The sequence below is a fragment of the Achromobacter mucicolens genome, assembly GCF_029866465.1.
GTDB classification, from domain to species: domain Bacteria; phylum Pseudomonadota; class Gammaproteobacteria; order Burkholderiales; family Burkholderiaceae_B; genus Achromobacter; species Achromobacter mucicolens.
This window is the reverse complement of record NZ_CP123364.1, coordinates 4,071,427-4,097,349: the sequence shown is the minus strand read 5'-3', so window position 1 is coordinate 4,097,349 and position 25,923 is coordinate 4,071,427. Positions and strand designations below refer to the sequence as shown.

27 protein-coding genes and 1 pseudogene are annotated in these 25,923 nt (G+C 64.6%); 17 read left to right on the top strand and 11 right to left on the bottom strand.

The window, feature by feature from the left end:
- Window positions 1-9: 9 nt before the first annotated feature.
- Complete coding sequence (locus tag QEP15_RS18770) at window positions 10-960, bottom strand: alpha/beta hydrolase (protein WP_280147854.1); 951 nt, start codon at window positions 958-960, stop codon at window positions 10-12.
- Between the two features lie 83 nt (window positions 961-1,043).
- Between QEP15_RS18770 and QEP15_RS18765 the strand changes: the two genes are divergently transcribed.
- Entirely contained in the window at window positions 1,044-1,937 is an 894-nt protein-coding gene (locus QEP15_RS18765) for a LysR family transcriptional regulator (protein ID WP_152385199.1), read from the top strand.
- Between the two features lie 56 nt (window positions 1,938-1,993).
- Here QEP15_RS18765 and QEP15_RS18760 read toward each other — a convergent pair whose 3' ends face one another.
- Window positions 1,994-2,641 carry a BON domain-containing protein gene (locus tag QEP15_RS18760; RefSeq protein WP_175155035.1) on the bottom strand — a complete coding sequence of 216 codons (648 nt, stop codon included), beginning with the start codon at window positions 2,639-2,641 and terminating at the stop codon, window positions 1,994-1,996.
- A 327-nt stretch (window positions 2,642-2,968) separates the two neighbouring features.
- Between QEP15_RS18760 and QEP15_RS18755 the strand changes: the two genes are divergently transcribed.
- The 5 genes from QEP15_RS18755 to QEP15_RS18735 all read left to right on the top strand — a co-directional run bounded on the left by QEP15_RS18755 (window position 2,969) and on the right by QEP15_RS18735 (window position 7,451).
- The gene (locus QEP15_RS18755) at window positions 2,969-3,124 is read left to right on the top strand and encodes a hypothetical protein (protein ID WP_155739284.1); all 156 of its coding nucleotides are present in this window, start codon (window positions 2,969-2,971) and stop codon (window positions 3,122-3,124) included.
- Between the two features lie 53 nt (window positions 3,125-3,177).
- Window positions 3,178-3,867, top strand: coding sequence for a phosphoribosyltransferase (locus QEP15_RS18750; RefSeq protein WP_217618823.1), 690 nt, complete (start codon window positions 3,178-3,180; stop codon window positions 3,865-3,867).
- A gap of 29 nt (window positions 3,868-3,896) precedes the next feature.
- A complete protein-coding gene (locus tag QEP15_RS18745; protein WP_280147853.1) occupies window positions 3,897-5,255 on the top strand; it encodes an erythromycin esterase family protein in 1,359 nt (452 codons plus the stop codon).
- 50 nt (window positions 5,256-5,305) lie between these two features.
- Complete coding sequence (locus tag QEP15_RS18740) at window positions 5,306-6,871, top strand: bifunctional aminoglycoside phosphotransferase/ATP-binding protein (protein WP_280147852.1); 1,566 nt, start codon at window positions 5,306-5,308, stop codon at window positions 6,869-6,871.
- Window positions 6,872-6,986: 115 nt separating this feature from the next.
- Window positions 6,987-7,451 carry a hypothetical protein gene (locus tag QEP15_RS18735; protein ID WP_280147851.1) on the top strand — a complete coding sequence of 155 codons (465 nt, stop codon included), beginning with the start codon at window positions 6,987-6,989 and terminating at the stop codon, window positions 7,449-7,451.
- Window positions 7,452-7,541: 90 nt separating this feature from the next.
- Here QEP15_RS18735 and QEP15_RS18730 read toward each other — a convergent pair whose 3' ends face one another.
- Window positions 7,542-7,808, bottom strand: a complete 267-nt coding sequence (locus QEP15_RS18730; protein WP_056326865.1) for a hypothetical protein — start codon at window positions 7,806-7,808, stop codon at window positions 7,542-7,544.
- A 157-nt stretch (window positions 7,809-7,965) separates the two neighbouring features.
- On the opposite strand from QEP15_RS18730, the gene QEP15_RS18725 reads away from it, so the two are divergent.
- The gene (locus tag QEP15_RS18725; RefSeq protein ID WP_280147850.1) at window positions 7,966-9,048 is read left to right on the top strand and encodes a flavodoxin family protein; all 1,083 of its coding nucleotides are present in this window, start codon (window positions 7,966-7,968) and stop codon (window positions 9,046-9,048) included.
- Between the two features lie 79 nt (window positions 9,049-9,127).
- Here the strand turns inward: QEP15_RS18725 and QEP15_RS18720 are convergent, their stop codons facing one another.
- The gene (locus QEP15_RS18720; protein WP_280147849.1) at window positions 9,128-10,039 is read right to left on the bottom strand and encodes a DNA/RNA non-specific endonuclease; all 912 of its coding nucleotides are present in this window, start codon (window positions 10,037-10,039) and stop codon (window positions 9,128-9,130) included.
- Window positions 10,040-10,255: 216 nt separating this feature from the next.
- Here QEP15_RS18720 and QEP15_RS18715 point away from each other — a divergent pair, with 216 nt between their 5' ends.
- Complete coding sequence (locus QEP15_RS18715) at window positions 10,256-10,582, top strand: hypothetical protein (RefSeq protein ID WP_174245427.1); 327 nt, start codon at window positions 10,256-10,258, stop codon at window positions 10,580-10,582.
- A gap of 39 nt (window positions 10,583-10,621) precedes the next feature.
- On the opposite strand, the gene QEP15_RS18710 is transcribed toward QEP15_RS18715, so the two are convergent.
- Both QEP15_RS18710 and QEP15_RS18705 read right to left on the bottom strand, forming a co-directional pair.
- On the bottom strand, window positions 10,622-10,963 hold the full coding sequence (locus QEP15_RS18710) for a hypothetical protein (RefSeq protein ID WP_152385193.1): 342 nt from the start codon (window positions 10,961-10,963) through the stop codon (window positions 10,622-10,624).
- Window positions 10,964-11,070: 107 nt separating this feature from the next.
- On the bottom strand, window positions 11,071-11,982 hold the full coding sequence (locus tag QEP15_RS18705) for a LysR family transcriptional regulator (RefSeq protein ID WP_152385192.1): 912 nt from the start codon (window positions 11,980-11,982) through the stop codon (window positions 11,071-11,073).
- Window positions 11,983-12,095: 113 nt separating this feature from the next.
- On the opposite strand from QEP15_RS18705, the gene QEP15_RS18700 reads away from it, so the two are divergent.
- The 3 genes from QEP15_RS18700 (at window position 12,096) to QEP15_RS18690 (ending at window position 15,409) form a co-directional block, all read left to right on the top strand.
- Entirely contained in the window at window positions 12,096-13,052 is a 957-nt protein-coding gene (locus QEP15_RS18700) for a hydroxymethylglutaryl-CoA lyase (RefSeq protein WP_152385191.1), read from the top strand.
- A gap of 35 nt (window positions 13,053-13,087) precedes the next feature.
- A complete protein-coding gene (locus tag QEP15_RS18695; RefSeq protein WP_152385190.1) occupies window positions 13,088-14,311 on the top strand; it encodes a CaiB/BaiF CoA transferase family protein in 1,224 nt (407 codons plus the stop codon).
- Window positions 14,312-14,416: 105 nt separating this feature from the next.
- Window positions 14,417-15,409, top strand: coding sequence for a Bug family tripartite tricarboxylate transporter substrate binding protein (locus QEP15_RS18690; protein WP_193725316.1), 993 nt, complete (start codon window positions 14,417-14,419; stop codon window positions 15,407-15,409).
- 18 nt (window positions 15,410-15,427) lie between these two features.
- Here QEP15_RS18690 and QEP15_RS18685 read toward each other — a convergent pair whose 3' ends face one another.
- Entirely contained in the window at window positions 15,428-15,670 is a 243-nt protein-coding gene (locus tag QEP15_RS18685; protein WP_056326879.1) for an HP1242/YdcH family protein, read from the bottom strand.
- A gap of 253 nt (window positions 15,671-15,923) precedes the next feature.
- Between QEP15_RS18685 and QEP15_RS18680 the strand changes: the two genes are divergently transcribed.
- The gene (locus QEP15_RS18680; RefSeq protein ID WP_056326880.1) at window positions 15,924-17,075 is read left to right on the top strand and encodes a sterol desaturase family protein; all 1,152 of its coding nucleotides are present in this window, start codon (window positions 15,924-15,926) and stop codon (window positions 17,073-17,075) included.
- Between the two features lie 79 nt (window positions 17,076-17,154).
- On the opposite strand, the gene ycaC is transcribed toward QEP15_RS18680, so the two are convergent.
- The 3 genes from ycaC to QEP15_RS18665 all read right to left on the bottom strand — a co-directional run bounded on the left by ycaC (window position 17,155) and on the right by QEP15_RS18665 (window position 19,992).
- A complete protein-coding gene (ycaC, locus tag QEP15_RS18675) occupies window positions 17,155-17,781 on the bottom strand; it encodes an isochorismate family cysteine hydrolase YcaC (RefSeq protein ID WP_128827375.1) in 627 nt (208 codons plus the stop codon).
- A 129-nt stretch (window positions 17,782-17,910) separates the two neighbouring features.
- Window positions 17,911-18,882, bottom strand: a complete 972-nt coding sequence (locus QEP15_RS18670) for a LysR substrate-binding domain-containing protein (RefSeq protein ID WP_062841754.1) — start codon at window positions 18,880-18,882, stop codon at window positions 17,911-17,913.
- Window positions 18,883-19,032: 150 nt separating this feature from the next.
- Window positions 19,033-19,992, bottom strand: coding sequence for an AraC family transcriptional regulator (locus tag QEP15_RS18665; RefSeq protein WP_280147848.1), 960 nt, complete (start codon window positions 19,990-19,992; stop codon window positions 19,033-19,035).
- A 319-nt stretch (window positions 19,993-20,311) separates the two neighbouring features.
- On the opposite strand from QEP15_RS18665, the gene QEP15_RS18660 reads away from it, so the two are divergent.
- The 4 genes and pseudogenes from QEP15_RS18660 to QEP15_RS18645 all read left to right on the top strand — a co-directional run.
- On the top strand, window positions 20,312-21,358 hold the full coding sequence (locus QEP15_RS18660) for an aldo/keto reductase (RefSeq protein ID WP_152385187.1): 1,047 nt from the start codon (window positions 20,312-20,314) through the stop codon (window positions 21,356-21,358).
- A 194-nt stretch (window positions 21,359-21,552) separates the two neighbouring features.
- A complete protein-coding gene (locus tag QEP15_RS18655; RefSeq protein WP_152385186.1) occupies window positions 21,553-22,782 on the top strand; it encodes an SMI1/KNR4 family protein in 1,230 nt (409 codons plus the stop codon).
- The gene (locus QEP15_RS18650; RefSeq protein WP_152385185.1) at window positions 22,779-23,465 is read left to right on the top strand and encodes a lysozyme inhibitor LprI family protein; all 687 of its coding nucleotides are present in this window, start codon (window positions 22,779-22,781) and stop codon (window positions 23,463-23,465) included. Before QEP15_RS18655 ends, QEP15_RS18650 begins: the two co-directional genes overlap by 4 nt.
- Window positions 23,466-23,538: 73 nt before the next feature.
- Window positions 23,539-24,291 (top strand): annotated as a pseudogene (locus tag QEP15_RS18645) (YoaK family protein); the annotation flags it as partial.
- Between the two features lie 11 nt (window positions 24,292-24,302).
- Here QEP15_RS18645 and QEP15_RS18640 read toward each other — a convergent pair.
- Entirely contained in the window at window positions 24,303-25,064 is a 762-nt protein-coding gene (locus tag QEP15_RS18640; RefSeq protein ID WP_280147847.1) for a hypothetical protein, read from the bottom strand.
- Between the two features lie 152 nt (window positions 25,065-25,216).
- Here QEP15_RS18640 and QEP15_RS18635 point away from each other — a divergent pair, with 152 nt between their 5' ends.
- A complete protein-coding gene (locus QEP15_RS18635; protein WP_056326898.1) occupies window positions 25,217-25,876 on the top strand; it encodes a thiopurine S-methyltransferase in 660 nt (219 codons plus the stop codon).
- The last annotated feature ends 47 nt before the right edge of the window (window positions 25,877-25,923 follow it).

Below are 25,923 nucleotides of genomic sequence, written 5' to 3'. Positions count from 1 at the left end.
TGTATTGCTTCAGCTTTGCAGCCAGTTCAGGACGCGTTGGAATACCTCGTCGCTATTGCGGTCCATCATCGGCAGGTGCGAATTGCCCGCGATGCCGCTTTCGGGCAGGTCCAGCACCGTTACGTCGGCGCACCCCCGTATGGAATCCAGGTAACGCTCGGCTTGTTGGCGGTAGCCGACCCAGTGCGACCCCGATGGTTCGATGAAGTCGCCCCACACAACAAGATGCGGCGGCAGCGCATCAATCGGCGCCGCTTGCGGCATGCCGCCGGGCTCGACGCCCACCACCCGGCGCACCGCGCGTGGCCGGCGGCGCGCAATTTCGGCTGCAAAGCCCGCACCTTGGCTGTGGGCCACGATATGGCAATGTCCCACCCGGTCGATCAACGCTTCATAGGCTGCCAGGATCATGGACTCGTGGCCCGGCCAGCGCGGCACCCATTGATTGGCGAACGCGTCGAACGCCTCGGTGGGAAACTGTTGCCCTGCATAGGCTTCGCGCCGCGCAGGGTCCGGGTCATAGACAGGCCCGATGCGAAACGTCGTCCAGGCCTCGCGCTTGGTGCGAAAGACGGGCGCCTCGCGATACACCTGCGGGAACCGTGCCCATGACGAACGGCCCCGTTCCACCGCATCGCTGACCAGCACGTCGTAACCGGCGTCCAGGAATTTCCACAGCCAGCCGTTGCGGCCATCCGGAGTTGTTTCCCAGGTGCAGCCGGTCATGCCCCCGCCATGCCACAGCAGCACCGGATCCGGATGGCGGGGCTGCGCCAGGCGGTACTCCTGGACATACATCTGCCCATAGACCTGTTCTCCGTTCGGGTTGACCTCGCGCGGCGATCCGTTCAGGACCATGCTGCGATATTCGACCGGCAGGCCTTCCAGCACGGCGGTCGCGCCGCCCACGAAGAAGCTGCTCATCGATTTCAGGAAAATGCCCTTGCCTTGTGAATTCATGATGGCTCGTCGAAGTAATGCCGGCATGTTCGGCCAGCGCGTATAGTTACGTCTATCGAAAAAATTTCAACCATTATTGATCCATGCGAATCAATTACGATCTGGAAGACATCCGCGCGTTCTGCTGCGTGGCGCGCATGGGTCAATACACGTCGGCCGCCGCGTTGCTGTGCGTCACGACGTCGGCCTTGAGCCGGCGCGTCGCGAAGCTGGAATCGGATATTGGCGGGCGTTTGTTCGAACGCACGACGCGCAGCGTGGTGCTGACGTCGGTGGGCCGCGCGCTCTACGAGCGCGTGCTGCCTATCGTGACGCAGATGGATGCCAGCCTGACCGAGGCAGCCCGCCGCGCGCGGGGGCACGAAGGCACACTGATGGTGAGCACGGTGGCCTCGGTAGGCTATTCGGTGCTGCCCAAGGTGCTGCCCGAGTTCTATGCACGGCATCCGCAGGTGTACCTGTCGATCCGCGACGGCAACGCCACCGTCACGACGGGCCTGGTCGAAGAACGCGAGGTGGAATTCGGCATCACCACGCCGGTGTCATTCGGCCCCACCCTGGAGGCCGAGCGCATCGCCACCTATGGCTTCAACCTGGTGTACGCCGAGCGTTCTGCGCTGGCGCCACGCAGCCGCAAGCTGTCGTGGAAAAAGTTGCCCGGCCTGCCGGTGGTGGGACTGAATCCGGTCAGTTCCACCCGCCTGCAGATCGACAGCGTCCTCAATGCCCGCGGGCTGGAGTTGCCCTGGACCATCGAAGTGGATCAGCTGGCCACCATGATCGGACTGGTGCAGTCGGGCAATTTCGTGACCATCATGCCGGCATTGTTCGAGGCGCATGGTTATGGCCTGAAGTCGATTCCGGTGCTGGATCCCGACATTACGCGGGATGTGTACATCGTGCGCCGGCGTGACAGCACGCCGACGCCCCAAGGCCAGTATCTGATGGAACTCGTGCGCGCCTATCTTGCGCGTTGAGTCACGCCAATTGATTCGGCGGTTGCCTGCCGGCAAGCCACAGCGCAAGCGCACCATCAGCCCACGGTGAGCTTGTCTTCCACGCTGATGACGCTTGGCGCGCTCCATGCGGCCTGCTCGGCGACGCGCCTGTCGGCCAGGCAATTCACTTTTCCCATCAGCGTGACGTGCCTGTCGTGCACAGCCACTTGGATATCGTGTGCTTCCAGCGCGGCGCTTCGTTTCAACGCGTCCTGAATCCGCTGTTTCACATCGCTGATCTGCGCGTTGTTCGACAACTTGATCTGGTTCGCGACGCCCTTGACGCCGGATAGGCGGCGAATGGCGCTTTCGGCCGCCACGCGTTGGAAGTTCCAACTGACCTCTCCGGTCAAGGTCACCCAGCCGTGTTGCACCTTGACCTGCACCTTGTTGTCGGGGATGGACACGTTCCAGCCGATGCTGGTGATCGCGCGTTTGGCCAGCTCTTCGTCCGAGTTTCCTTGCTCGTAGCCGGTCCGGACTTCGAGCTCCTGCGCGATGCCTTTGACGCCTTTCACGTGTGCGGCAATCTTCTCTGCGTCGTACTTTTCGCTGAACGTGCTGACATGCCCCGTCAGCGTTACGACCCCTTGGGAAGCCGCGACCCCGATGCCGGTTGCATCGACGCGGGGATCGAACTCCAAGGCGTCCAGCACGTGACGGCGAAGTTCTTCGTCTTTCATGATGGCTCTCCTGTCGGAATAAGGGACGAGTTAAGGGGTACGCGTGTTCCGTCGCGCACCCCGGATTCGGCGCTCTTCGCATCGATTTTCCCGGGGCAGGGCGAGTCAGTATTGACGATCGTCAATGGAAAAATGGGGTGCGTTGTATGCCGGGCGTTCGTGGGACGGCGCGTTCAAGCCAGCCAAGCGGGGCGCGTCTGTGCCCCTGGCAAAGATTCGATGAACGGGTGGTTGGAAAATTCGTGATTTTCGTCAACAAGGCGCGGTGGCGCCGGTTCATGATGGGCTATCCCGCCGCGTCGGGCGGCGAACGTCCAGGAGGACATCATGCAGCAACCCGCCAAAACTCCCCCGCCGAAAGCCAGAAAAGAAGAGGCGCGCCAGAAGGAAGACGCCGTGGCACAGCGGCAGAAGGCCGAAATGGCCGAGTCGCTGGGACGGCACAAAAATACTGGCCAGAAGGATCACAAGGGCGCGCGTTGATATCCGCGCGGGTCACGGCCTGGCAACACAACTGGCTGGGGGCGCAAGAGATCATGAACATTCTCTTCAGAAACCGGCGCGAGGCCGGCCTGTTGCTCGCGCGGCAATTGGCCAGCTATGCGGGACGGCCGGATGTGATCGTGCTGGCGTTGCCGCGAGGCGGCGTGCCGGTGGGATTCGAAGTCGCGGCCGAGCTGGATGCCCCCCTGGACATCAAGGTGGTGCGAAAGATCGGCATGCCGGGGCATCCCGAATACGCCATCGGCGCGATCAGCAGCGATCAGTCACTATTCCAGACCAGGGAAATTGAGGCCTACGGCGTCGATCCAAAAGCGATCGAGTCCATCGTGTCGCGTGAACGGAAAGAAATCGAGCGCCGTGAATCGGTCTATCGCGCGGGGCGGCCACCGCTTCCATTGCAGGGAAAGGTCGTCATCGTGGTGGATGACGGCCTTGCGACGGGTTCGACCATGCGCGTGGCGCTTCAGTCCGTACGCAAGAATAATCCTGCATGGGTTGTTGCCGCCGTGCCGGTTGCCGCAGCCGAAACCAGGCAAGCGCTTGAGGGCGAAGCGGACGAAGTCGCGTGCCTGCATACGCCTACGCCGTTCTATGGCGTCGGGCAATGGTATGCGGATTTTGAACAGACCGCGGACGACGAGGTCCTGCATCTGCTGCACGAAGCGCAGCACCGGCATCCGCCCACCGCGTCGACGACGACTTCTTCGTCGCGCAACGGCTGATGCCCCCTGGTCCAGCCTTTGGAGTGCACATGGAAACCGCCATCGATGCTCACGCCGCCACGCTTGCCCAACTGTCTGCGGCCGCGCGGCCGCTTACGGGAGCAATGACGGACTATGACGCGCTGCTTGAACATATCGGCGGCGCGCGCTTCGTGCTGATCGGCGAAGCCAGTCATGGCACGCACGAATTCTACGAAGAACGGGCTCGCATTACGCAGCGGCTGATCGCCGAAAGGCGATTCTCTGCAGTTGCGGTCGAGGCGGATTGGCCCGATGCCTATCGCGTCAACCGATACCTGCGCGGGCAAGGCGACGACAATGCCGGCGAGCAGGCCTTGGCGGGGTTCAAGCGATTTCCAACGTGGATGTGGCGCAATACCGAGGTCGTCCGGTTCGTGGAGTGGCTTCGGTCTTTCAACCAATCGTTGCCCGCACACGCGGCGCCCGTCGGCTTTTATGGGCTCGATCTATACAGCCTGTTCACGTCCATTGCCGAAGTGCTGAAGTACCTGGATGAGGTCGACCCGGAGGCTGCGCGTGATGCGCGTCAGCGTTACGCCTGCTTCGATCATTTCGGCAGCAGTAGCGAGCGCTATGGCTACTTGGCGCACCATGGCCTGTCGGCGTCGTGCAGAGACGCCGTGATCGCGCAAATGCAGGATCTCAATGCCCGTGCGGCCGAATACATGAGGCGCGATGGCCAGGCGGCAAGCGATGCGCTTTTTTACGTGCAGCAGAACGCTCGCCTGATCGCAAACGCCGAGCAGTATTACCGAACCATGTTCGACCAGCGCGTTTCGTCCTGGAATCTGCGGGATCGGCACATGATGCAAACGCTTGATGCGCTCGCCAGGCACTTGCCTCGGACGGAAGACGGCCTGCCACCTAAGATCGTGGTGTGGGAACACAATTCTCATGTGGGCGACGCGCGCGCCACCCAAGTGGGCCAGGCCGGCGAGTTGACCGTGGGACAGTTGGCGCGTGAATCCTATGGCAAGCAGGCGTTTCTGATCGGACTGACGACCTACCAGGGCAGCGTGACGGCGGCGGCCGATTGGGACTTGCCCGCCGAGCGCATGCGGGTGCGCCCTGGCCTGCCGGGAAGCTACGAATCGCTGTTTCATGAGACGGGCCTTAGCCGCTTCATGTTGCCGCTCAACAGCGATCAAGAGTTGATGCGGGCGCTGTCGACGTCCCGCCTGGAGCGCGCCATTGGGGTCGTCTACCGTCCGGAAACGGAACGAGGCAGCCATTATTTTTACGCCTGCCTGCCACGTCAGTTCGACTGCGTGCTGCATCTTGACGAGACGCGAGCAGTTGAACCTCTTGAATGGGGCGATACCTGGAAATTGGATGAGGCGCCAGAAACCTTCCCGGCAGGTGTCTAGTGGCGCCGGCACGCCAGACGGAGCGGTATTGCGATGCGAGACGGACCAGCATGAACCGGACAGATGAACACGTGGACCCGGATGCGCGGTGCCAGGCCGCCACGCTGGAATTCTTGACCCGTCCTGATGTTCACGGCGTGCCTGCGGGCGACATCGTCACGATACGCACCCATATCTCCGTTATTGTCCTTGCCGGGATTCGCGCCTTCAAACTGAAAAGGGCGGTGCGTTTTCCCTATGCCGATTTTTCCACTGCTGCGCTGCGCTTGGCGGCCTGCTTGCGTGAACTTGAGCTCAACCGGCGAACCGCGCCCGATCTGTATGTGGCAGTGCGGGAAATCAGGCGGGACGAAAAAGGCAATCTGAATTTCGACGGCTCCGGAGAATTGATCGACGCCGTCGTGGAAATGCGGCGCTTCCCGGACGATGCGCTGCTGGAAGCCGTCGCGCAGCGGGAGGGGCTGACCGACGCGCTGGCGGAGCGCATTGCGGGAGAGATTGCCAAGTCTCATGACAACGCGCCGGTTGTGGGTGGCGTGGATGTGCCTTCCAGGCTGACCCACGTGCTGGCCGCGGCCGAGAAACTTCTTGCCGCGGCCGGCGTGCTGCCCGGACCGAAGATCGAGGTGCTCTGCGCCGCGATTCGTGACGAGTTGGACAAGCAGGCGCCGCTGCTGGCCGCGCGGGCGGCGGCGGGGCATGTGCGCCATTGTCACGGGGACCTGCACTTGCGCAATATCTGCGTGATCGATGGCGCGCCGATGCTGTTCGACTGCCTCGAGTTCGATGATGCCCTTGCCACCATCGATGTCCTCTACGACCTGGCATTTCTGATCATGGATCTTTGCTCCCAGGGGTTCTTGCGGCAGGCCAACGTCGTGCTGAACCGATACCTGGATCTCCGCCACGATGACGCGGGCATGGCGCTGATGCCGTTGTTCCTGGCCATCAGAGCCGTCATCCGCGCCCACGTCCTGGTCGCACAGGCCGAAGAAGCCATCGACACCACGCGAACGACTCCGCTGGGAAAGGCCCAGCGCTATATCGATACCGCGCTTGCCTGCCTGTCGCCGCGCGTTGGGCGTCTGGTTGCCATTGGCGGGCTCAGCGGCTCGGGAAAATCCTCGTTGGCCGTCGCGATCGCGCATGCGCTTGGCCCGATGCCGGGCGCTCGGATACTGTCCAGCGACCGTATTCGCAAGCAGATGTGGGGAGTGCCCGCCTCATCGAAGCTGCCCGAAACGGCTTATCAAACCGACTTTTCCGAAAACGTCTACGCGGCACAGGCCGATTGCGCGCAGAAACTGGTCCAGGCCGGTTGCGCAGTGATCGCCGATGCAGTGTTTGAGCGGGAGGCGTGCCGTCAGCGTATTGAACAGTGCGCGGCGCGCGCAGGGGTTCCCTTCAGCGGATTTTGGCTTGATGCGTCACCGGCCGCGTTGTCGGCACGCGTGAATCAGCGTACGAACGACCCTTCGGACGCCACTGAGAACGTGGTGCGCGCCCAATTGGCGCGGCAACGCGACGTCAAAGGCTGGACGCATGTCGATGCGCAACGCCCGCTGGAATGTGTCGCCGCATCCGTCCTTGCACACCTGGACGGGCATCGGGCCTGACACATCGCGTTACTGCGTTCGTGGCGGCCGTCGATTGCCGCATGGTAGATATATCGGCGGGAGTTGCCGCGCGGCGCCTCGCCGGGCGCATCCCCCTTTTTCCAAGGAGCCGACCATGAATGCTGTTCACAAGATGAATGCTGTTCAAGTGTCCCTGAAAAGCTTTTCCGCGATTCTTTGCCTGGCGGGTCTGGCGTGGACGGCCGGCGCGGCCCATGCTGCCGACACTAGCGCTACCTCGCAAGCGCAGCATCAGCAGGACGTCGCGACCTGCAAGAGTGGTGCCTCTGGCCAACCGCTGGAGACGTGCCTGCGCGAAGCGGCTGCGGCACGGCAAGAGCGTGATCGTCAGAACCTGAATGCGCAGAGCCCGGAACAGCTCCGCCAGAACGAGCTGGCGCGCTGCAACCGTCTGCCGGAATCGCAGCGGCAGACCTGCGTGGCGAAGATGAACTCGCCCACCAGTGTGCAAGGCAGCGTGCAGGGTGGAGGCGTACTGCGCAAGAAAGAGATCCAGGTGCCCGCTACCCCGGCCACCCCCGCCACGCCGGCCGGCAGTGCTCCGGCTCCCGCGCGTTGAACGGGTCGCTTCCGAACGTATGAAACGCGGTGTTTCGCTGCCATGCGGCACCTGCTTGCGTGGCAGCGTTTGTCCAATGGGCGACGCTGCCTAAAACCGCTGATCCTTGTCGAACGGCACCTCGGAATCGCTAGGTGCTTCGAACGTCGGCGCTTCGCCATTCAGATCCGCGACGTGAATCTGCGCGAGGCGGGTGGCCTCGGCAATTGCGCCATGGGCGGAATGAAACCGTTCATCGATGGCAATGCGCTCGGACGGCACGCCGGCGATGGGAGAGATCAGCGTATAGCCAATGCGCCAATCATCGCCGTCCTGCTCCGGCTGCGCGATCTGAAAGTCCCATTTTGCGGTCTGCATAATTTCCTCCAGTCGGTCGGTGCATCCTACTGCACTCGTCGCGCCGTTGAAAGCACTGATGTCCTGCGCGGTGCCAGCCGGTCGGTGCAAACGATTGCGTCTCACGCGGGCATGGGAGTTGCTGCGTGCAGTGGCTCATCCTCGCAGACTCAACGCCATGTCCAAACCGAAGCTTGAAATCCGAACGGGTCAATACGCGGACAAGCTGCCGCGAGACACCTTCCGCTTGCGTTTCATGCGCCGCTTCTACGATCCCGCGTTCAAGGTGGAAGCGCAAGCCTTGGACCGGCTGGAGGCCATTGCGTGGGACGCATACGAAAATGGGCGCAAGGCGCCCGTCACCGCCAAAGCCGGGCAAGGCTACGCCGATCCCGATTACGACTTGTCGGTGGAATGGAAGGATGCGCACGACCGGCTTGCGCGTTCTGCCCAGGTGCAGCGCGATCCGGCCACGCGGTCGCGCGTCCTGGTGGTCGTCGGCGCGGCGCGCAATGACGGTACCTGTCCAGGCGAGGTTTCCAAGACGTGGCGGCTGTCTCGGATCGTGCGTGAAGAACTGGAGTCTGCGGGCGTCCACGCCGACATGCTCGATCTCAGCCGGCTCACGTCGGAATATCAATACCTCATCCATCCCTGCAAAGGCTGCGTGTCCACGGCGATGCCGCTCTGCCATTGGCCCTGTAGCTGCTATCCCAATCATTCGCTCGGGCAGGACAACGATGCGATGAACGATATCTACGAGCAGTGGGTGGCGGCGCATGGCGTGATCCTGCTGGCGCCCACCTATTGGTATCAGTCGCCCAGCGTGTTGAAGCTGATGATCGACCGGCTGGTCTGTGCGGACGGCGGCAACCCCGATCCGACGACAACGTCGGGCAAGGACGCAATGAAGGCCAAGCAGATCGAAATGGACGGCTGGCCGTATCCCAAGCATCTTGCTGGCCGGGCCTACGGCGTGGTGGTCCATGGCGACGTGGCCGGCATCGAGGGGCAACGGCGGGCGTTGTGCGATTGGCTGGACTGGATGGGGATGGTGGATGCGGGCGCGTCGACGCGGCTCGATCGCTACATTGGCTACTACGAGCCCTATGCCACCAGCCATGCGGATCTGGATACGGACACGGCGGTGCAGGAAGAGGTGCGCAATGTGGCCAAGGCGATGATCCTGTGCCTGCCGCGCCTGCGGGCAGGTGAGTGGCCAGCCGTCGATCAGGGGCTGTCATCTCCTCGGCCGAAATAGCCGCTAGTGGCAATTGCCATGCGAGGTCGAAACGGGACTGTCGAGGCAATAACCTAACGGCGGCCGTCCTGCTCCATCGTCAAGGCTTCGACGTTGGCAGCAGTTGCATACCGGTGCGCCGTGCGAATTCCTCATAGCTGATGGGCGCGCCCGCCGTGGTGCTGGGGCTGTTGGCCTGCCAGTGCACCCACGAGCGTCCGGTGGACGCATCGTAGACGACCTTGAATAGATGGCTTGGCACGGCCACGCCCGAGCCGATCTGTTTGGGCTTGTCGCCGTAGTAGGGGCCGGTGAAGACATACACGTCGCCCGAGGCGCGCATGACGTACTTGCGCGTGTCCTGTTCGATCTGGCTCCATGGGCCGCCGTTGTGACGCTGGTCTTGAGGCACCATGTTGGCCAGCGAAAAGCTCTGCGCCATCGCTTCGGGCGTGGACATGTCGCCCGCCGGAGCCATGTGCCCGCGGGAATAGCCCGAGCCGCGGTAGTCCGTCAGTTCGGCACGTTCGGCGCGGGGCACGCGCGCTTCGGCATAGAACTTGTCGGACCGCTGCATGTCCTGCGCCTGCGTCAATATCTTGCGGTTCAGGCGCTCTGCCACGAATACCGGCGTCTTGGTCTGGCCGTTGTGCAAGATGGCGAAGTTGGAAAAGCACAGCTCGCGCAGGGCTTGGCTGGCCGGAACGACCGGCGGGCGTTGCTGCGGGAAGAACTGCGGACACTCGGCAAAGCGCGTGTGCGCCATGCCGCCTGCTGGCGCCGCCGCGGGCGCGAACTTTTCGTGGGTCGGCCAGCCGACGCGCGCAAGAATGTCGTCAAGCGAAAACTGAGGGCGCCACTGCGGATTCAGCGCATAGGTGGCTGCGCCGAAGGCGGCCACCGAGGTCAGCGCGAATGTGCGCAGGAACCGGAAGATGCGGCCGCCGCTTGCGGCCTTGCTTCTGCTGGCTGGGGCTTTCTTTCTGGGTGCTGATTTCTTCGCGCGGGTCATGCTGCCTGTTTGTTGCGGGCCGGCGCCACTTCGCGCTCGGCAACTGGCGGCATTGTAGATGACCGCAACATGACAGGCGCAGACCGGGCAATCGGGCCGACGCCGACAACGGCAAGATCGTTGGTCGGGGTATTCTTATGCTCGTTCCAAATTCATAACCACAACGTCATCACCACAACGGCCGCACATGCCGGCCGTCAGGATTGGGGAAATTCAATGAGATCGTCCGTGCTTTTCGTGGCCGCGCTCGTGGCGGGTTGCGCCTCGCCCGCGCCGGGAGACCTGGTCACGCAATCGAAGGTGCAAGCCATCAAGATCAACGTCACGACGTTCGATGAGATGGTTCGCGACTTTGGCCCGCCCCGCACGCAGAGCGTCAATAAGCAGGGGCTGCGCACGGCGTCGTGGTTCTACTTCAACAACAGCGAGTTCGGCGCCATGCAGGATCAGCGCACGCTGACCGTGACTTACAACAAGGACGGCACGGTCAAGGAATACGTGAATTCGTCCGCTGGCGAGAAGGACGGCGCCCGGACGCGATAGCACGCAGTTTCACCAGGCGTCGCGTCGCAGGGCAATGCCTCACTGCGCCGGCGCCGCCTTCGAGGCGTTCGCCCGAATCTGTTCCGACCGCTGGCGCTGCTCGGCGCGAATCGGGATGCAGTCGACGACCAGCACTTCTTCGCCTGTGCGCAGGTCGATCACCTTGGTCGCTCGGTACAGGTTGCTGGGCGGGCCGCGATCCAGGCACGCGCGCTTGGCGCCGGAACTGGCGCGAAAGAGCTCGGGCACGCCTTCGTATTGCGGGTTGGGCACGCTCCACTTGCCGCTCATGTCCTGGGTGCGCACCACATACTGGGCAAAGGCCGGACCGCCGCACAACAGCATGGCCAATGCGCACGCGACGCCAACTGCGGTTCTCATGGCGGACGTTCCTTGATGGACGACGGTAGGGCAGCGTAGCAGCGCACTGCCGCCTTCGCCGTCCGCCAGAAGGATGAGGGATTACCTCACAAGCCGAGGGACGCGGTTCACGGATTGTCATTGGCGCCGGCCGCCACCAGATGCTCCAGCAGCAACGCGGCTGCGGCGGGCAGCGCTGATGCGCTGCGCATGCAAATGGCAAAGCGGCGCCGGCTCCAGGTGTCCTTCAGCGGCAAGACCCGCAGGCCGTGCGCCAGCGCATACGGCGTGGCCACTTCAATGGGCGCCACGCTGATCGCCAACCCCGCCAGCACGACGCGAAAGGCCGAGTCGAAGTTGCTGACCGTGACGCGGTGCCGCAGCGTCTTGCCGCTGTCGTTGGCGGCCGTCTGCAGCATGCGCAGCACGGCGCCCGCGGCCGGCATGCTGACATGCTCGTATGCCAGCGCCTCTTCAAAAAAAACGGCGTCGCGCTCGGCGAGCGGGTGGCCTGGGGCGGTGACGACAGCCAGGCGGTCGCCCCGGTATGGGCGCTGTTCCAACCCATGAAAGTCGGCGGCGTCCCAACAGATGCCAAGGCTGGCGATGCCTTCCCGGACACCGCGCACAACTTCGTGGCTGACCCGTTCTTCCATGTCGACGCGGATATTGCGGTGCGGCGCGGCCTGGAGAAAGGCGGCGATGTCCTCGGCCAGGGACTCGGCCAGGACGGACGCGGTGGCCAGGATCCGGACCTGCCCCTTCACGCCGCTGGCGTAGGCCGACATGTCGCGCTCGATGCGCTCGGAGCTGGCCAGGATGGCGCGTGCGTGCTCCAGCAGCGTTTCCCCCGCCTCGGTGGGCTCGACACCGCGGCGCCTGCGCATCAGGAGTTTCGCGCCCACGGTGTCTTCCAGCTGTGCGAGCCGCTTGCTGATCGCCGACCCCACGATGTTGGCACGCTGGCCGACGCGGGCAATGTTGCCGGTCTCGCAGACGGAGATGAAGAGCCGTAGGGTGGTGATGTCCAGGTCGCGCATGGGATGTTGTCCGGTGTGATATTCCGAAGTGGAATTTTAGTCGTTCCAAAATACCGCTTGTGACGCTATTGAGAATATCTAAAACTGGAATTTCTCCATTCGAGCCGCTTGCCATGTCCAACCAAGAATCTTCCCGTCGTCCCCAGGCCGTGTCGATCCGGGAGGTCGGCCTGCGCGACGGCCTGCAGAGCCTTTCCGTGGTGATGCCCACGCAGACCAAACTCGACTGGATCGATGCGGCCTACGCCGCCGGCCAGCGCGAGATCGAAGTCGGCTCCTTTGTGCCCGCGCGCCTCTTGCCCCAATTGGCGGACACGGCCGAACTGATCGCCCATGCCACGCAGCTTCCTGGCCTGTCCGTGTCCGTCCTGGTCCCCAACCTGAAGGGCGCGGAACTTGCGTTGGCCACCGGCGCGCACCTGATGCTGGTGCCGCTGTCGGCCAGCCACGCGCACAGCCTGGCCAACCTGCGCAAGACGCCCGACGACGTGGTGGCGATGGTTGGTCAGATGCGCGCCGCGCGCGACGCGGCGGGGTCGAGCATGCTGATCGAAGGGGGCGTTGGCACGGCCTTTGGCTGCACGTTGCAGGGTGAAGTGCGGCAGGACGAAGTGCTGCGCCTGATGCAGGCGTTGCTGGACGCCGGGGCTGACCGCGTCAGCCTGGCCGATACGGTGGGATATGCCGACCCCGCGTCCGTGGGCCGACTGTTCGATGCGGCGCGCCGCATCGCGGGCGATCGCTTGTGTTGCGCGCACTTTCACGACACGCGAGGGCTGGGACTGGCAAACGTGCTGGCCGCGCTGGACACCGGGGTGGCGCGCTTCGACGCTTGCCTGGCTGGCATCGGCGGGTGCCCGCACGCGCCCGGCGCGAGCGGCAATGTCAGCACCGAGGATCTGGTGTTCATGCTGCAGCGCATGGGCATCGAGACCGGCGTTGACCTGGAGCGCCTGGTGGCCTTGCGCGCGGCCGTGGCCGGCTGGCTGCCGGATCAGCCCTTGCACGGCGCCCTGTGGCGCGCCGGCCTGCCCAAGACTTTACCCGCACGTCACGGCCAGTTGGCCTGACCGTGCGCATCGACGAATCCTCATCGAGCCTTGCCATGCAACCCGTTTCCGACACAGAAGTTCCCCAATCGTCCCGCCCGCTGCCGCTCGCCGGCCTGCGCGTCGTGGAGTTCACGCACATGGTCATGGGCCCGACTTGCGGCATGGTGCTGGCCGATCTGGGCGCCGAGGTCATCAAGGTCGAGCCGGTGCGCGGCGACCGGACGCGCCATCTGCTGGGCGTGGGCGCGGGGTTTTTTCCCATGTTCAACCGGAACAAGAAGAGCATTGCGCTGGACATCCAAAGCCCGGCGGGCGCCGAGGCCGCGCGCAGACTGGCCGCCAGCGCCGACGTGGTGGCGGAGAACTTCCGGCCCGGCACGATGGCGAAATTCGGCTTGGACCATGCCTCGCTGTCCAAGGAAAATCCGCGCCTCATCTATGTCAGCCACAAGGGATTCCTGCCGGGGCCCTACGCGATGCGCACCGCGTTGGACGAAGTCGTGCAGATGATGGGCGGGTTGGCCTACATGACGGGCCGGCCAGGCGACCCCGTGCGCGCCGGCACCAGCGTGAACGACATCATGGGCGGCATGTTCGGCGCCATCGGCGCGATGGCGGCGCTGATTCAGCGCGGCATCACCGGCCGAGGCCAGGAAGTGCAGTCGGCACTGTTCGAGAACAACGTGTTTCTGGTCGGTCAGCACATGCTGCAATACGCGATCACCGGCCAGCCGTCGGCGCCGATGCCTGATCGGGTGTCGGCCTGGGCGCTTTACGACGTCTTTACCGTCAAGGACGGCGAGCAGATCTTCCTGGCCGCGGTCAGCGACGCGCAATGGGTGACGTTCTGCGATGCCTTTGGCTTTGACGACCTGAAGAACGACCCGGCGATGGCCACGAACAACGACCGTGTCAGGCTGCGCCCCACCTTGCTGGCGGATCTGCGCAAGCGGTTGGCGAATTTCCGCGCAGCCGAACTGGCGGCGGTATTTGAACGCATAGGGCTGCCGTTTGCGCCCATCGTCAAACCGGAGGAGCTGTATGACGATCCGCACCTGCGCGCCACGGGCGGACTGGCCGAGATTCGGCTGCCCGACGGCGAGCGGGCAGGGCAGACGGCCGGGGCGGCGTTGTTTCCGCTGATGATGGACGGCCAGCGGCTCGGCGTGCGGCGCGATCCGCCCGTGCTGGGGGCGGACACCGACGCGCTATTGCAGGGGTTGGGATACGACGCCGGACAGATCGAGGCATTGCGCGCACAGGGTGCGGCGGCGTGAAGCGGGTACGGGCATCGCGCCCGTTCTGTGGAAGGGACGCCGCACAACCGTTGTAGTAAACGGCCGCACAAGTCGGCCGGCATATAACACCATCAGGAGACAGACATGAGCAATCAACGTGCGGGCGGGCGCTGGAGCCGCCGCCAGGTCCTCGGTGCGCTGGGCGCCGCCGTGCTGGGCGTGCCCGGCCTGGCCCGGGCGCAGTCGGACAGGCCGGTGAAATTCATCTTGCCGGTGGGCGTGGGTTCCGGCGTGGACACGATCACGCGCGCCGCGGGGCCGGCGCTGTCCGCCGCGCTGGGGCACACGGTCGTGGTCGAGAACCAGCCCGGCGCGGGCGGCATCGTGGGCACGTCCGCGCTCGTGCGCTCGGCGCCCGATGGCTACACGCTCAGCATGCTGTCGAACAACCACGTCATTTTTCCCAGCGTTTATAAGAACCTGCCCTTCGACCCGCTCGCCGACATCACGCCGATCAGCATGATCGGCATGACGCCCTTCCTGCTGGTGGCCAATCCGCAGAAGATAAGTGCAAACGATATCCAGGGGCTGACGGCGCTCTTGAAAAGCGAGCCGGGCCGCTTCAACTACGCGTCGTCGGGCAATGGCACGATTCTGCACCTTGCCGCCGAGATGTATGTGCAGCAGGCGGGCGTGAAAGCGCGGCACATCCCGTACAAGGGCGTGGGCCCGATGATGGCCGATCTGATCGGCGGACAGGTCGACTTCGGCGTGCTGTCGCTGCCTTCGGTGCTGCCGCAGATCAAGAGTGGCGCGCTCAAGGCGCTGGGGGCCTGTGGCGGCGAGCGCATGGCGGCGCTGCCCGATCTGCCCACGCTTCGAGAGCAAGGGATGGCGGACTACGAAATCGGCGGGTGGTTCGCGGCCGCCGGACCGGCAAAGCTGCCGCAGGCGGACGTGCGCCGCATCTTTGATGCGCTCGCGCGCGCGTTCAACTCGCCGGAGGTCAAGCAGTCGATGGCGACTCAGAACAACCGTATCGTCCTGATGCCGCCTGAGCAGACGGTGGCGTACTTTCGGTCCGAAATGGCGAAGTACGCCGCCGTCGTCAAGGGCGCGGGCCTGGAACTGATGTAGCCCGCATGGGGCGGCAGGTCAGCTGCCGTTGCGCTTGTCGTGACCGTTCTGGTCGGCTGCGCGGAGCAGTCCGTAGAGCTTGTCCTTGAGGTGCAGTTTTTCTTTTTTTAGCACCTCGATCGCGGTGCCCGAGGACGGCGTGATGCCGTCCTCCATGTTCTGGATTTCCTGGTCCAGATCGTTGTGCCGCTGGAACAGCGCCGAAAAGTGAGCGTTTTCGGATTTCAGTTGGGTAATGAGCTCGCGGTATTCAGGGAACATAAAGGCCTCTTGAGGAACCGGTTGACGGGACCGACGATGCGCCTGGCTCGACGCCTTCATCAGCGTCAAGCCCATGACACGCCAACGCCAACGGCTTGTCAACCTCAGGGGCTGCGGCGTGCCTCCCGCCCGTTGATGGGGCGCAAGGGCTCCCTCAAAATGAGTCATTCTGTCGCGTACGTTCACCTTTCATTACAGGACGCCCTGTCCCCGGCGATACACTCGCTTCCCTTTGGACTGTCCCAGAACACCCATGAAAGAGCGCGCCCCGGTCTACCGCAGAGTGATGGACCTTTTCAAACAGGATGGCCGGATCCACCCCGGCACCGGCATGATGAGCGGCGTGATCGCGCTTTTCCTGGCGATCCTTTCGGTGCTGGGCGTGCTGGCGTTCCACTTTCCCGCCTACCTCACCACGCCGGAGCTGCGCAGCTTCTATTCGGTGGAGGCGATGCGCACGCTGCTGTTCAGCGCGCTGCTGGTGTCGGGCTCGATCGCGCTGGCCAATACCGTGCTTGGCCGCCAGCGCTGGCTGAATATCTCGGCCTTCGTGCTGGTCTGCTGCGCGGTGGCCGCGGGCGGCAGCCAAGTCGCCGTCACGGCCTCGAACGCAGGCGGCCATCCGTATCTGGGACTCGATTGGTTCATCCTGGACCTCTTGGCGTCCAGCACCGTCTTTATCATTTTCGAAAAGCTGACACCGCTCTATCCTGGCCAGCCCGTATTCCGGGGCGAGTGGCAGGTGGACATGAAGCACTTCCTCTTCAATCACCTGTCGGTGGGGGCCGTGCTGCTGTGCATCAACTTCTTCATTCACCGCCTGTTCTCCTGGGCGGCCTATGAGCCGCTGCAGCAGGCCATCCAGTCCATGCCGTATCTGCTCGAGCTATTCGTGGCGGTGCTGGTGGCGGACTTGGCGCAGTACGCCGCGCACCGTATCTATCACGAGGTGCCGTTCATGTGGCGCTTCCATGCGGTTCACCACAGCACGCGCACGCTGGATTGGCTGGCCGGCTCGCGGCTGCACATCGTGGAACTGCTGATCACGCGCGTGGCTGTGCTGGGCGTGCTGTTCGTGCTGGGGTTTTCCAAGGCGGTGCTCGACGCCTACATCATCATCGTGGGTTTCCAGGCGGTGCTGATCCATTCCAACGTGAAGCTGCCATGGGGTTGGCTGCGCTACATCATCGTCACGCCGGACTTTCACCACTGGCACCATTCGTCCGATACCGAGGCGATCGACAAGAACTACGCGGCGCACTTTTCCTTCATCGACTACCTGTTCGGCACCGCGGTGCGCGGGGTGGGCAACCGGTTGCCGCAGCACTACGGCATTCTGGACAACGACATGCCAGGAACCTTCCTGGCGCAACAGGCATATCCCTTCGCCCGCAAGGCGAAATGACGAAGGCCCAGGCATATCGCCTGGGCCTTTTTTTCATTGCCGTCTCAGCGGGTTACGGCCGGCAGCCCTGCCGCGCGCCTTACTTGGCCGACTTGAAGGCCGAATACGAAGCCATCAGGTTGCGGTAGTCGGGAATGTGGTTGGCGAACAGGGTGCCCAGGCCTTCCACGTCGTTGCGCCAGTCGCGGTGCAGTTCGCACGCCACGCCGAACCACGACATCAGCTGTGCGCCGGCCTGTTCCATGCGTCGCCACGCCGCATCGCGGGTGACTTCGTTGAAGGTGCCCGACGCATCGGTCACGACGAACACGTCAAAACCCTCTTCGATGGCCGACAGCACGGGGAAGGCGACGCAGACTTCGGTCACGACGCCGGCGATGATCAGTTGCTTCTTGCCGGTTGCCTTGACCGCCTTGACGAAGTCTTCGTTGTCCCAGGCATTGATGTTGCCGGGGCGGGCGATGTACGGCGCGTCGGGAAATTTGTCCTTCAGCTCCTGGACCAGCGGGCCGTTGGGGCCGTCTTCGAAACTGGTCGTCAGGATGGTGGGGAGCTTGAAGTATTCGGCCAGGTCGGCCAAGGCCAGCACGTTGTTCTTGAATTGATCGGGTTGGAAGTCGCGCACCAGGGACAGCAGGCCCGCCTGGTGATCCACCAGCAGAACGGCGGCTTGGGACTTGTCGAGCTTAACGTAGGGCTTGGTCATGGCTGATTCCTTTGGTCGATTCAGTTTTGCGCGGTGGTGCGCGGTGTTGTGAACAACGCTGAGTGCGTAGAAGGAATACTAATTTCAGGACGATACAGCCGGTAGTCCGGTGATTTGCACCTCAGCGTTCTATAAATTGAACGCCGGCGATAGCGCGTTCAGCGTGGGAATGCCGTGGCGCGCCTGGGTTTCAGCCTCTCGGCGCGCGTTTTCACGATACTCCGCGCCCATGAAATCCAACAGTTCGCGCACGGCCGGCAGCAGGCCGCGGCGCGACGGAAAGACGGCATGCACGCTGCCCGGCTCGGGTTGCCAGGGGGCGCCCACGGTCACGAGCGTGCCCGCGTCAAGTTCCTCGCGGATCATCAGAAGGGGCAGGGCCACGACGCCCACACCGCGCAGCGCGGCCTGCTTGAGCGCCAGCATGTCGTCCGTGACCAGCCTGGGCATGAAGGGAACGGCAAGGCGCGCGTTGCCGGGGCCCAGCAGGCGCCATTGGCATTCGCGCTGTTCGGTCCCAAGCGCCAGGGTGGGTTGCCGGCTGATCGTCTGCAAGTCGGCGGGGTCGGGCAACGAGCGGGCCAGCGCGGGGCTGGCGACCAGGCTCTGGCAGCTCATGCCCAGGTTCTTCATCACGAGATCGCTGCTTTCGATGGCGCCAAAGCGCACCCGCACGGCCAAGTCAAAGCCTTCACGCAGCACATCCACGGGCCGGCTGAAGCTCTTCAGGTAGACGTTCACCTTCGGGCACTTTTCCATGTAACGGGCCACCACGTTGCCCAGGAAGTAGTAGATGAGCGCGGGCGGCGCGGCGATGCGGATGGTGCCTTGCGGTTCAGCGTGGGTGCGGTCGATGACATCCTGCGCCGCTTCGGCGCCCGCCAGCATTGCCAGGCACTGGTCGTAGTATTCCTGTCCAAGTTCGGTCACGGCGAACGTCCGCGTGGACCGCTGGATCAGGCGCACGCCAAGGCGCTCTTCCAGTTGGGCAATGCGCCGGCTCAGGCGCGATTTCGGGATGTTCAGCGCCCGGCCGGCCGGCGCGAATCCGCCATGCTTGACGACCTCCACGAAGAAATAAAGGTCATTCAGGTCGTGCATGCAAAATCCTCTCAGGTCGTCGGTGGGCCGCCGAGCATATTAAGGCGCGCGGCGCCGATTCCCTAGAAATGCGGCATTACGCGGGCAAATCCCGGTCGTCTTCGAGGCTTGGGGGGAGATCGGCTTGGGACCCGCGGGTCGAGGCAGCGCTCAGGCGGCCAGCGCGGTCTCGTCCTTCCAGCGCTGCTTGTCGCGCAGCGGCGGCGCACCGAAAAGGCGGCTGTACTCGCGGCTGAACTGCGAGGAACTCTCGTAGCCCACGGCATGCGCGGCCAGCGCCACGCCGGCATCGTCCGTCAGCATCAGCCGCCGCGCTTCCTGCAGCCGCAGGTGCTTCTGATATTGCAGCGGGCTCATGGCGGTGGCCTGCTTGAAATGATGATGCAGCGACGACACGCTCATGTGCACGTCGCGCGCAATCTCTTCCACCCGTAACGGTTGCGCGAAATTGTCTCGCAGGATGCGGATCGCCTTGGCCACGCGGTTGAGCTGGCTGTCTTGCAGCACCGTCTGGCGCAGCACGACACCCTGGCCATTCATGAGCAGGCGGTACAGCAGTTCGCGCTTGATCATCGGCGCCAGAATCGGAATGTCCCGGGGTGTGTCCAGCAGCCGCAGCAGACGCAGCACGACGTCCAGCAGGGTGCTGCCCAGCGGGTTGACGCACAGCGCGCGCGAGGCTTCCAAAGAAACCAGCGGCGGCAGGTTTTCATCGCTGATGAGCGCGGTGATCTCCTCGGGGTTCAGGTCTACCCGCAAGCCCAGATAGGGCAGGGTGGGACTGGCGACGGACACCTTGGCCACCACGGGCAGGTCCACCGACGAGATCAGGAAATGGAAGGGATCGTATTCATAGGTCTCCTCGCCGATGAGCAGGCGTTTCGACCCCTGGGCAATGACCGCCAGCGCCGCCTTCTGCAGGACCGGCTTCGCCCCGGACGGTTGCGACAGCCGGTGCAGGTACAAGCCTTCGATCGGCGTGTCCAGCGCGCCTTCCAGATTGCCGGTCATGCGCTCCAGCATGCAAAGCAACTCGGACCGCGCCAGTTCGCAGGCGGTGTCGTGACCGGCGCCGATGGGGGCGAGCGATCGGGCAGGATTCAGGGACATTGACGGGCTCTCGCAGGCGCACCGTTCGTCACCTTGAGAGGCGACGACGGCGGAGGATTGGGTGTCCGCCAGTGTATTGCCATCTCGGGCCTCAGGTGGTGGGTCCCCGTGGGGGAATGGAGAATCAGGCAGGAATCCCGGAGAAAACGACGGGTCGGTCCGGCCTGGCTGCCGTGCCGGAGAATCAGGCAAAAAAAGGGCAGGATCAAGCAGCGCGCGCCGGGCCCGCTGGTCGCATACTGTCCGCACCCCGGCAGGCTGCCGCAGCGGCGTTCCGTCCCGGAACCCAGCGCGCCCGCCAGCCCCTGAAGGAGCAAACATGCGATACAAGAAATTCGGCAGCACGGGCCTGTTCGTCTCGGAGCTGTGCCTGGGCACCATGACCTTTGGCGGCGAAGGCGAGCTCTGGAGCAAGATCGGCAGCCTGCAGCAGGAGGACGCCAACCGGCTGGTGGGACGCGCGCTCGACGCAGGCATCAATTTCATCGACACGGCGGACGTCTACTCCGAAGGACGTTCTGAAATCATCACGGGCCAGGCCCTGCGCGATCTGAACATCCCGCGCGAAGATGTGGTGATTGCCACCAAGGTCTTCGGACCGACCGGCGCGGGCGTGAACGCGCGGGGCAATTCGCGCGTGCACATCCTGGACGGCGTGAAGAAAAGCCTGTCGCGCTTGCAGCTCGACCATATCGACCTCTATCAGATCCACGGCTTTGACCCGGCCACACCCATCGAGGAAACCCTGCGCGCGCTGGACACGCTGGTGCAGCATGGCCATGTGCGCTATATCGGCGTGTCGAACTGGGCCGCCTGGCAGATCATGAAGGCGCTTGGCATTTCCGAACGCCTGGGGCTGGCGCGCTTCGAGTCGCTGCAGGCCTATTACACGGTCGCCGGGCGCGATCTGGAGCGCGAGCTCGTCCCCATGCTGCAAAGCGAGGGCGTCGGGCTGATGGTGTGGAGCCCGCTGGCCGGGGGCCTGCTCAGCGGCAAGTACGGCCGGGACGGCGAAGCCGAGGCGGGCAGCCGCCGCGTGGCGTTCGATTTCCCGCCCGTGAACCGCGAACGCGCCTACGACAGCATCGACGCGCTGCGGCTGATTGCGGATGCGCGCGGCGTGTCGGTGGCGCAGGTTGCGCTGGCCTGGCTGCTGCACCAGCCGGTCGTCACCAGCGTCATCATCGGCGCCAAGCGCGTGGATCAGCTCGAGGACAACCTCGCGGCCACGGACATCCGGCTGACCGGGGAGGAACTGGCCGCGCTGGACAAGGTCAGCGCGCTGCCGCCGGAATACCCGGGCTGGATGCATGTGCGGCAGGGCGAATACCGGCGCCAGCAGTTGCGCGAATCGGGCGAGGCCTGACCCGCGCCGCGCTAGGGAAATCCTCGCGGACCGGCGTCCTGCCGCCGGTCCGCGCCGGAGGGATGCCGCGCAGCCTCATGGAGAAGGCCCAGGACAAACGCCGTAAATCAACGGCGGTCGGCCATCTTGGCCCGGCGACGATTCACCGCTCGCTAGTAGAATCGGACCAGTCCCTTTTTCCTTGAAGCATCACCATGAGCGAGTTTTTCACGTCGGCCGAACTGCAGGCCTTGCGCGAGCACGGCATCGCGGTGTTCGCGGACCGCCTGCTGATCGATGTGCAGCCGCCATTGCCCGACGCCCGTATCGCCGAGATCCAGGCCCTGTGCGAAGGGCCGCTCCCGCCCGCGCTGCTCGACTTGTGGCGGCTCACCGCCGGGGGCGAACTGGCGTACGACCTGCGCGCTCAGATGGATGGCAATGAAGAGGCCTTGAGCTGGTCCGAACTCTTCTATGACGGCAGCGATCACTATCGTGACCTGCAAGGCTGGATCGAGCACGAACAGGAGTGCGCGCAGGACGCCGCCGCCGAGGACGGCGCCACCTGGAACGGGAAGTTGCGCTATCTGCCTATTGGCGGCTTCGAATACTGCGATCGCATTTACGTCGCCGTGGAGCCGGGCCCGCAAGCCGGCAGTGTGGTCGCGTGGAAGCAGGGCCTGCCGGGCTGGACGCACGCCTTGCAGCAGGACGGCATCGCCACGATCGCCCCAGACCTGCACGCGGCCTTTGCCGCGCTCCGCCTGGAAACCGACCCCGACGAAGACGAGAACAGCACCGGCCTGCGCGTGCTGGAGTATCTGGATGAGCGCGTGTCCGACCATGGGATGCCGCAGGCGCTTGCCGACCGCGTGGCCGCCTTCCACCGGCGGGCGCTGGTGGACTGGCGCGGCCCGCTCGAGGCCGGCACGCTGGCCGGCACCCCCAGTCTAGCCACGCTGGCCTTGCAGCACGCGTTGTCGCACGATGACGCCGGGCTCGTGCGTCGCCTGGCGGCGCAGGGCATGCGCTTCGATGCGCCGCTGCGCGGCAGCGCCCAACCGCTGGACGTGGCCTTGATGCAGCATGCGTTCGCCGCAGCCCAGGCGCTGCTGGACGCGGGTGCGCCGGTCAGCCCGACGGCGCTGCACCGGTTCGACCGGCAGCCGCCCGTCGCGTTGGTCGCCGCGCTGCTGGCCCACGGCGCCGTGGCCGATGCGCTGGGGGTCGCGCGCTGCGCCGCCTGCGGATCCCCGGAGGCCGCGCGTCTGATCGCGCAGGCGTGCGGGGATGGGCTTGCCGACGCCTATGCCCAGGTCCGCGATTCGATGGCCAGCCGCTACCAGGAAGACCTCAAGCGCGTGCGCGCGGGCTCGCTGGGGCACTACCTGGGCGCGGAAGGCCTGGCTGAGCGGGTAGCCAACCTGCGGGAATTTGCCCTATGAATCGCCGCCTGGCCGCGCTGGCGCTGTGCCTCTCGCTGGGCAATGCGGCGGCGTGGGCGGCCGGCACGGCCTCCTTCGATTGCGCCAAGGCGCGCACCGAGGTCGAAAAGGCGATCTGCGCCGATGGCGCGCTGGCCGGGCAGGATGCCAGCATTGCCAGACACTTCGGCAAGGCCAGGATGACCTTCGATGCCGCGACGGGCAAGGCGCTGACGCAAGACCAGCGCTGGTTCGTTCAGGTGCGCGACGAGGCGTTTGCGTCGCCGCCTGGCAACGATCCGCCGGAAAAGGAACTTGCCGACCGGCTGAAGTACCGCGATGCCTTTCTTGCATCGCTGGTGCTCAAGCGGCGGCAGGGCTTCGAGGGAGACTGGGAGAACCTCGCGGGCGGCGTCTCGATCAAGCGGCAGCCCGATGGCAGCCTGTCGTTCGACGGCTCCGCGGCGCATCCGGAAAACGGCCGTTGGGTGTGCGATGTCCGGGGCACGGGCGCCATCAAGAACAAGGTGCTGGTCGTCGAGACCGCCGATGCCGAGGGCTGGACGCTGACGTTGTCGCGCAAAGGGTACGGCCTTGTGGTGTCGGAAATCCCGCCGGCGGGGGCGGCCGATGCCGCGGGCCGGCCGTACTGCGGTCTGAACGGCGCGCTGGGCGGCGTTTACTATCCCGTATCCAGGCCTTGATCGACCCTACCCCGGCGCGTCTAGAATGGTTTCCGAATCGCAGTGAATACGCTCTTTTGTTGAAAGGACTGGCGTGACCATCCCGTATCTGCGCCGGTTGACCGCCGTCAGCCGAAGCCCGCAAGCCAACCGCCATCTCGCCTATCTGCTGACCTTTACCGCCGGCGCCGTCAACGCGGGCGGTTTCCTGGCGGTCCAGCAATACACCTCGCACATGTCCGGCATCGTGTCCCTGATGGCGGATCACATGGCGCTCGGCGGCGTGATCGTGGTGCTGCAAGGCTTGGCGGCGCTCTTGTCGTTCATGGCCGGCGCCGCCAGCTCGGCCTTCCTGATCAACTTTGGCCGCAGGTCCCGGCTGGCCAGCGAATATGCGTTGCCGCTGCTGCTCGAGGCCGTGCTGCTGCTCGTCTTCGGCCTGTTGGGCGCCAATCTCGAAACGCTGCGCTGGTTCTACGTGCCCGGCACGGTGATGCTGCTGTGCTACATCATGGGCCTGCAAAACGCGATGATCACCAAGGTGTCGCGGTCCGAGATCCGCACGACGCATGTCACGGGCATGGTGACCGACATCGGCATCGAGCTTGGCAAGCTGTTCTACTGGAACGTCGCCAAAGGCGATCCGCAGACGATGCCGCGGGTGCTGGCCGACCGCGGCAAGCTCATCGTCCTGAGCCTGATGGTGACCCTGTTCTTCGTGGGCGGCGTGACCGGCGCGTATTCGTTCTACAACTTCGGTTTTGGATCGACCTGGCCGCTGGCGCTGTTGCTGATGCTGCTGGCCGCGGTGCCGATCCTGGACGACATCCGCAGCTTCATGCACCGCGCAAAGGGCGCCTAATGCTGCCGCTTCGGCTTGGCGGCAGTGGAATGGCGCAGGAACACCTGCAGCGCGGCAAGCGTTTCGGCATGCAGCCGTGCCAGGCGGGCGTCCTTGGCGGGTTCGGTGACCGCATAGCCCCTGGCATCCAGCGGATAAGGCTCTTTGAGCAACCGCGCCATGTCGATCTGATAGAAGCTCGCGCCGCCGTACGGCCGCTTGCCATCGATGTAGGGCATGGGCCAGAAGCGATCGCCTTCGCGCAGCACGGCCCGTAACGCCGGCCCCTCGGCTTCGCGCCAGTCGGCGGCGCGCAGCAGGATCAGGTGCGCATCGCGCAGTGCAAACGTGCCGTCCGCGCCCACGCCGCTTTCCGGAAAGTCGAAGGCCTCGCGCATTTCAACCGGCACGTCATAACGGCCCGGCGACAGCTTGCCGATCGCGCGCACATAGCGCGGCACCAGCCGGCAGACTTCGGCCATCCTGCGCACCGCCAGGGCATCGTCGGCGGTATCGAGCGTGCGGCGGACGATGGCCAGCGTATCGTCGCCGCCCAGCAGGGGCTGTTCGAAATCGATGGCGGGCGCCCCGGACTCCACCGGCATCCACTGCACGCGCAACAGGCGCATCAGCGCGGCGTGCTGCGCGGTGTAGGGCAATCCGTCTGCCGGTGCCGAAAACACGCCGCGGATGATGGCGTCTCGGCTGGGCGATGCCAGGGCGTGCAACGGTGCGGCGATCAGGCTGGCCAAGGTCAGGAGCAGGGGGCGGCGTTGCATGGGGGTCAGAGAAGTGAACGCGAGGGGACATAAGATACCGAAAAGCGCGGCGCGCGGGGAAAAGCGCGGTGGTGCCGGGCCGGGAATACAATCCAGCGATCGTCCTGCGCGCAACGTGTGCGACACGGATCCTTTGGAGGAGCAGACAAGTCATGGACGCGGAATTCTGGCTGGAACGGTGGCGCGAAGGGCGCACGCATTTTCATCAGACGCGGGTCACGCCGTTATTGCAGAAATATTGGCCGTCGCTGGACGTGCCCAAGGGCGGCAAGGTGCTCGTGCCGCTTTGCGGCAAGTCGCTGGACATGGTGTGGCTGGCTGCCCAAGGCCATCAGGTGCTGGGCGCGGAATTGTCCAAGCTTGCCGTCGAGCAATTCTTTGACGAGAACGAGCTGCGGCCGGTGATTCACGATTCGGTATACGGGACCCATTATGTGGCCGGCAACATCGAGATCGTCTGCGGCGACATTTTCAAGCTGGATGCCCAGGTGCTGTCGCATTGCGTGGGCGTCTATGACCGCGCGGCGCTCGTTGCGCTGCCCGACGCGATGCGTGCCGACTACGTGCGGCACGTCTACGGTCAGCTGTCGCCGTCTTACCGGGGCCTGCTCATCACGCTGGACTATCCCCAAGAAGAGATGGCCGGCCCCCCGTTTTCCGTGGTGGACAGCGAGGTGCAGGCGATCTTTTCCGGCGTTTCGCCCGCGGTCATCATCGACCGCCGCGACATCCTCGATAAGGAACCCAAGTTCCAGTCGGCGGGCGTAAGCCGCCTGGACACCGTGGTCTACCGGCTGGGCGTGCAGGCCTGAACCTGTGCGCCCCGGCAAAAGGCCCGTTCGATTCGAACGGGCCTTTT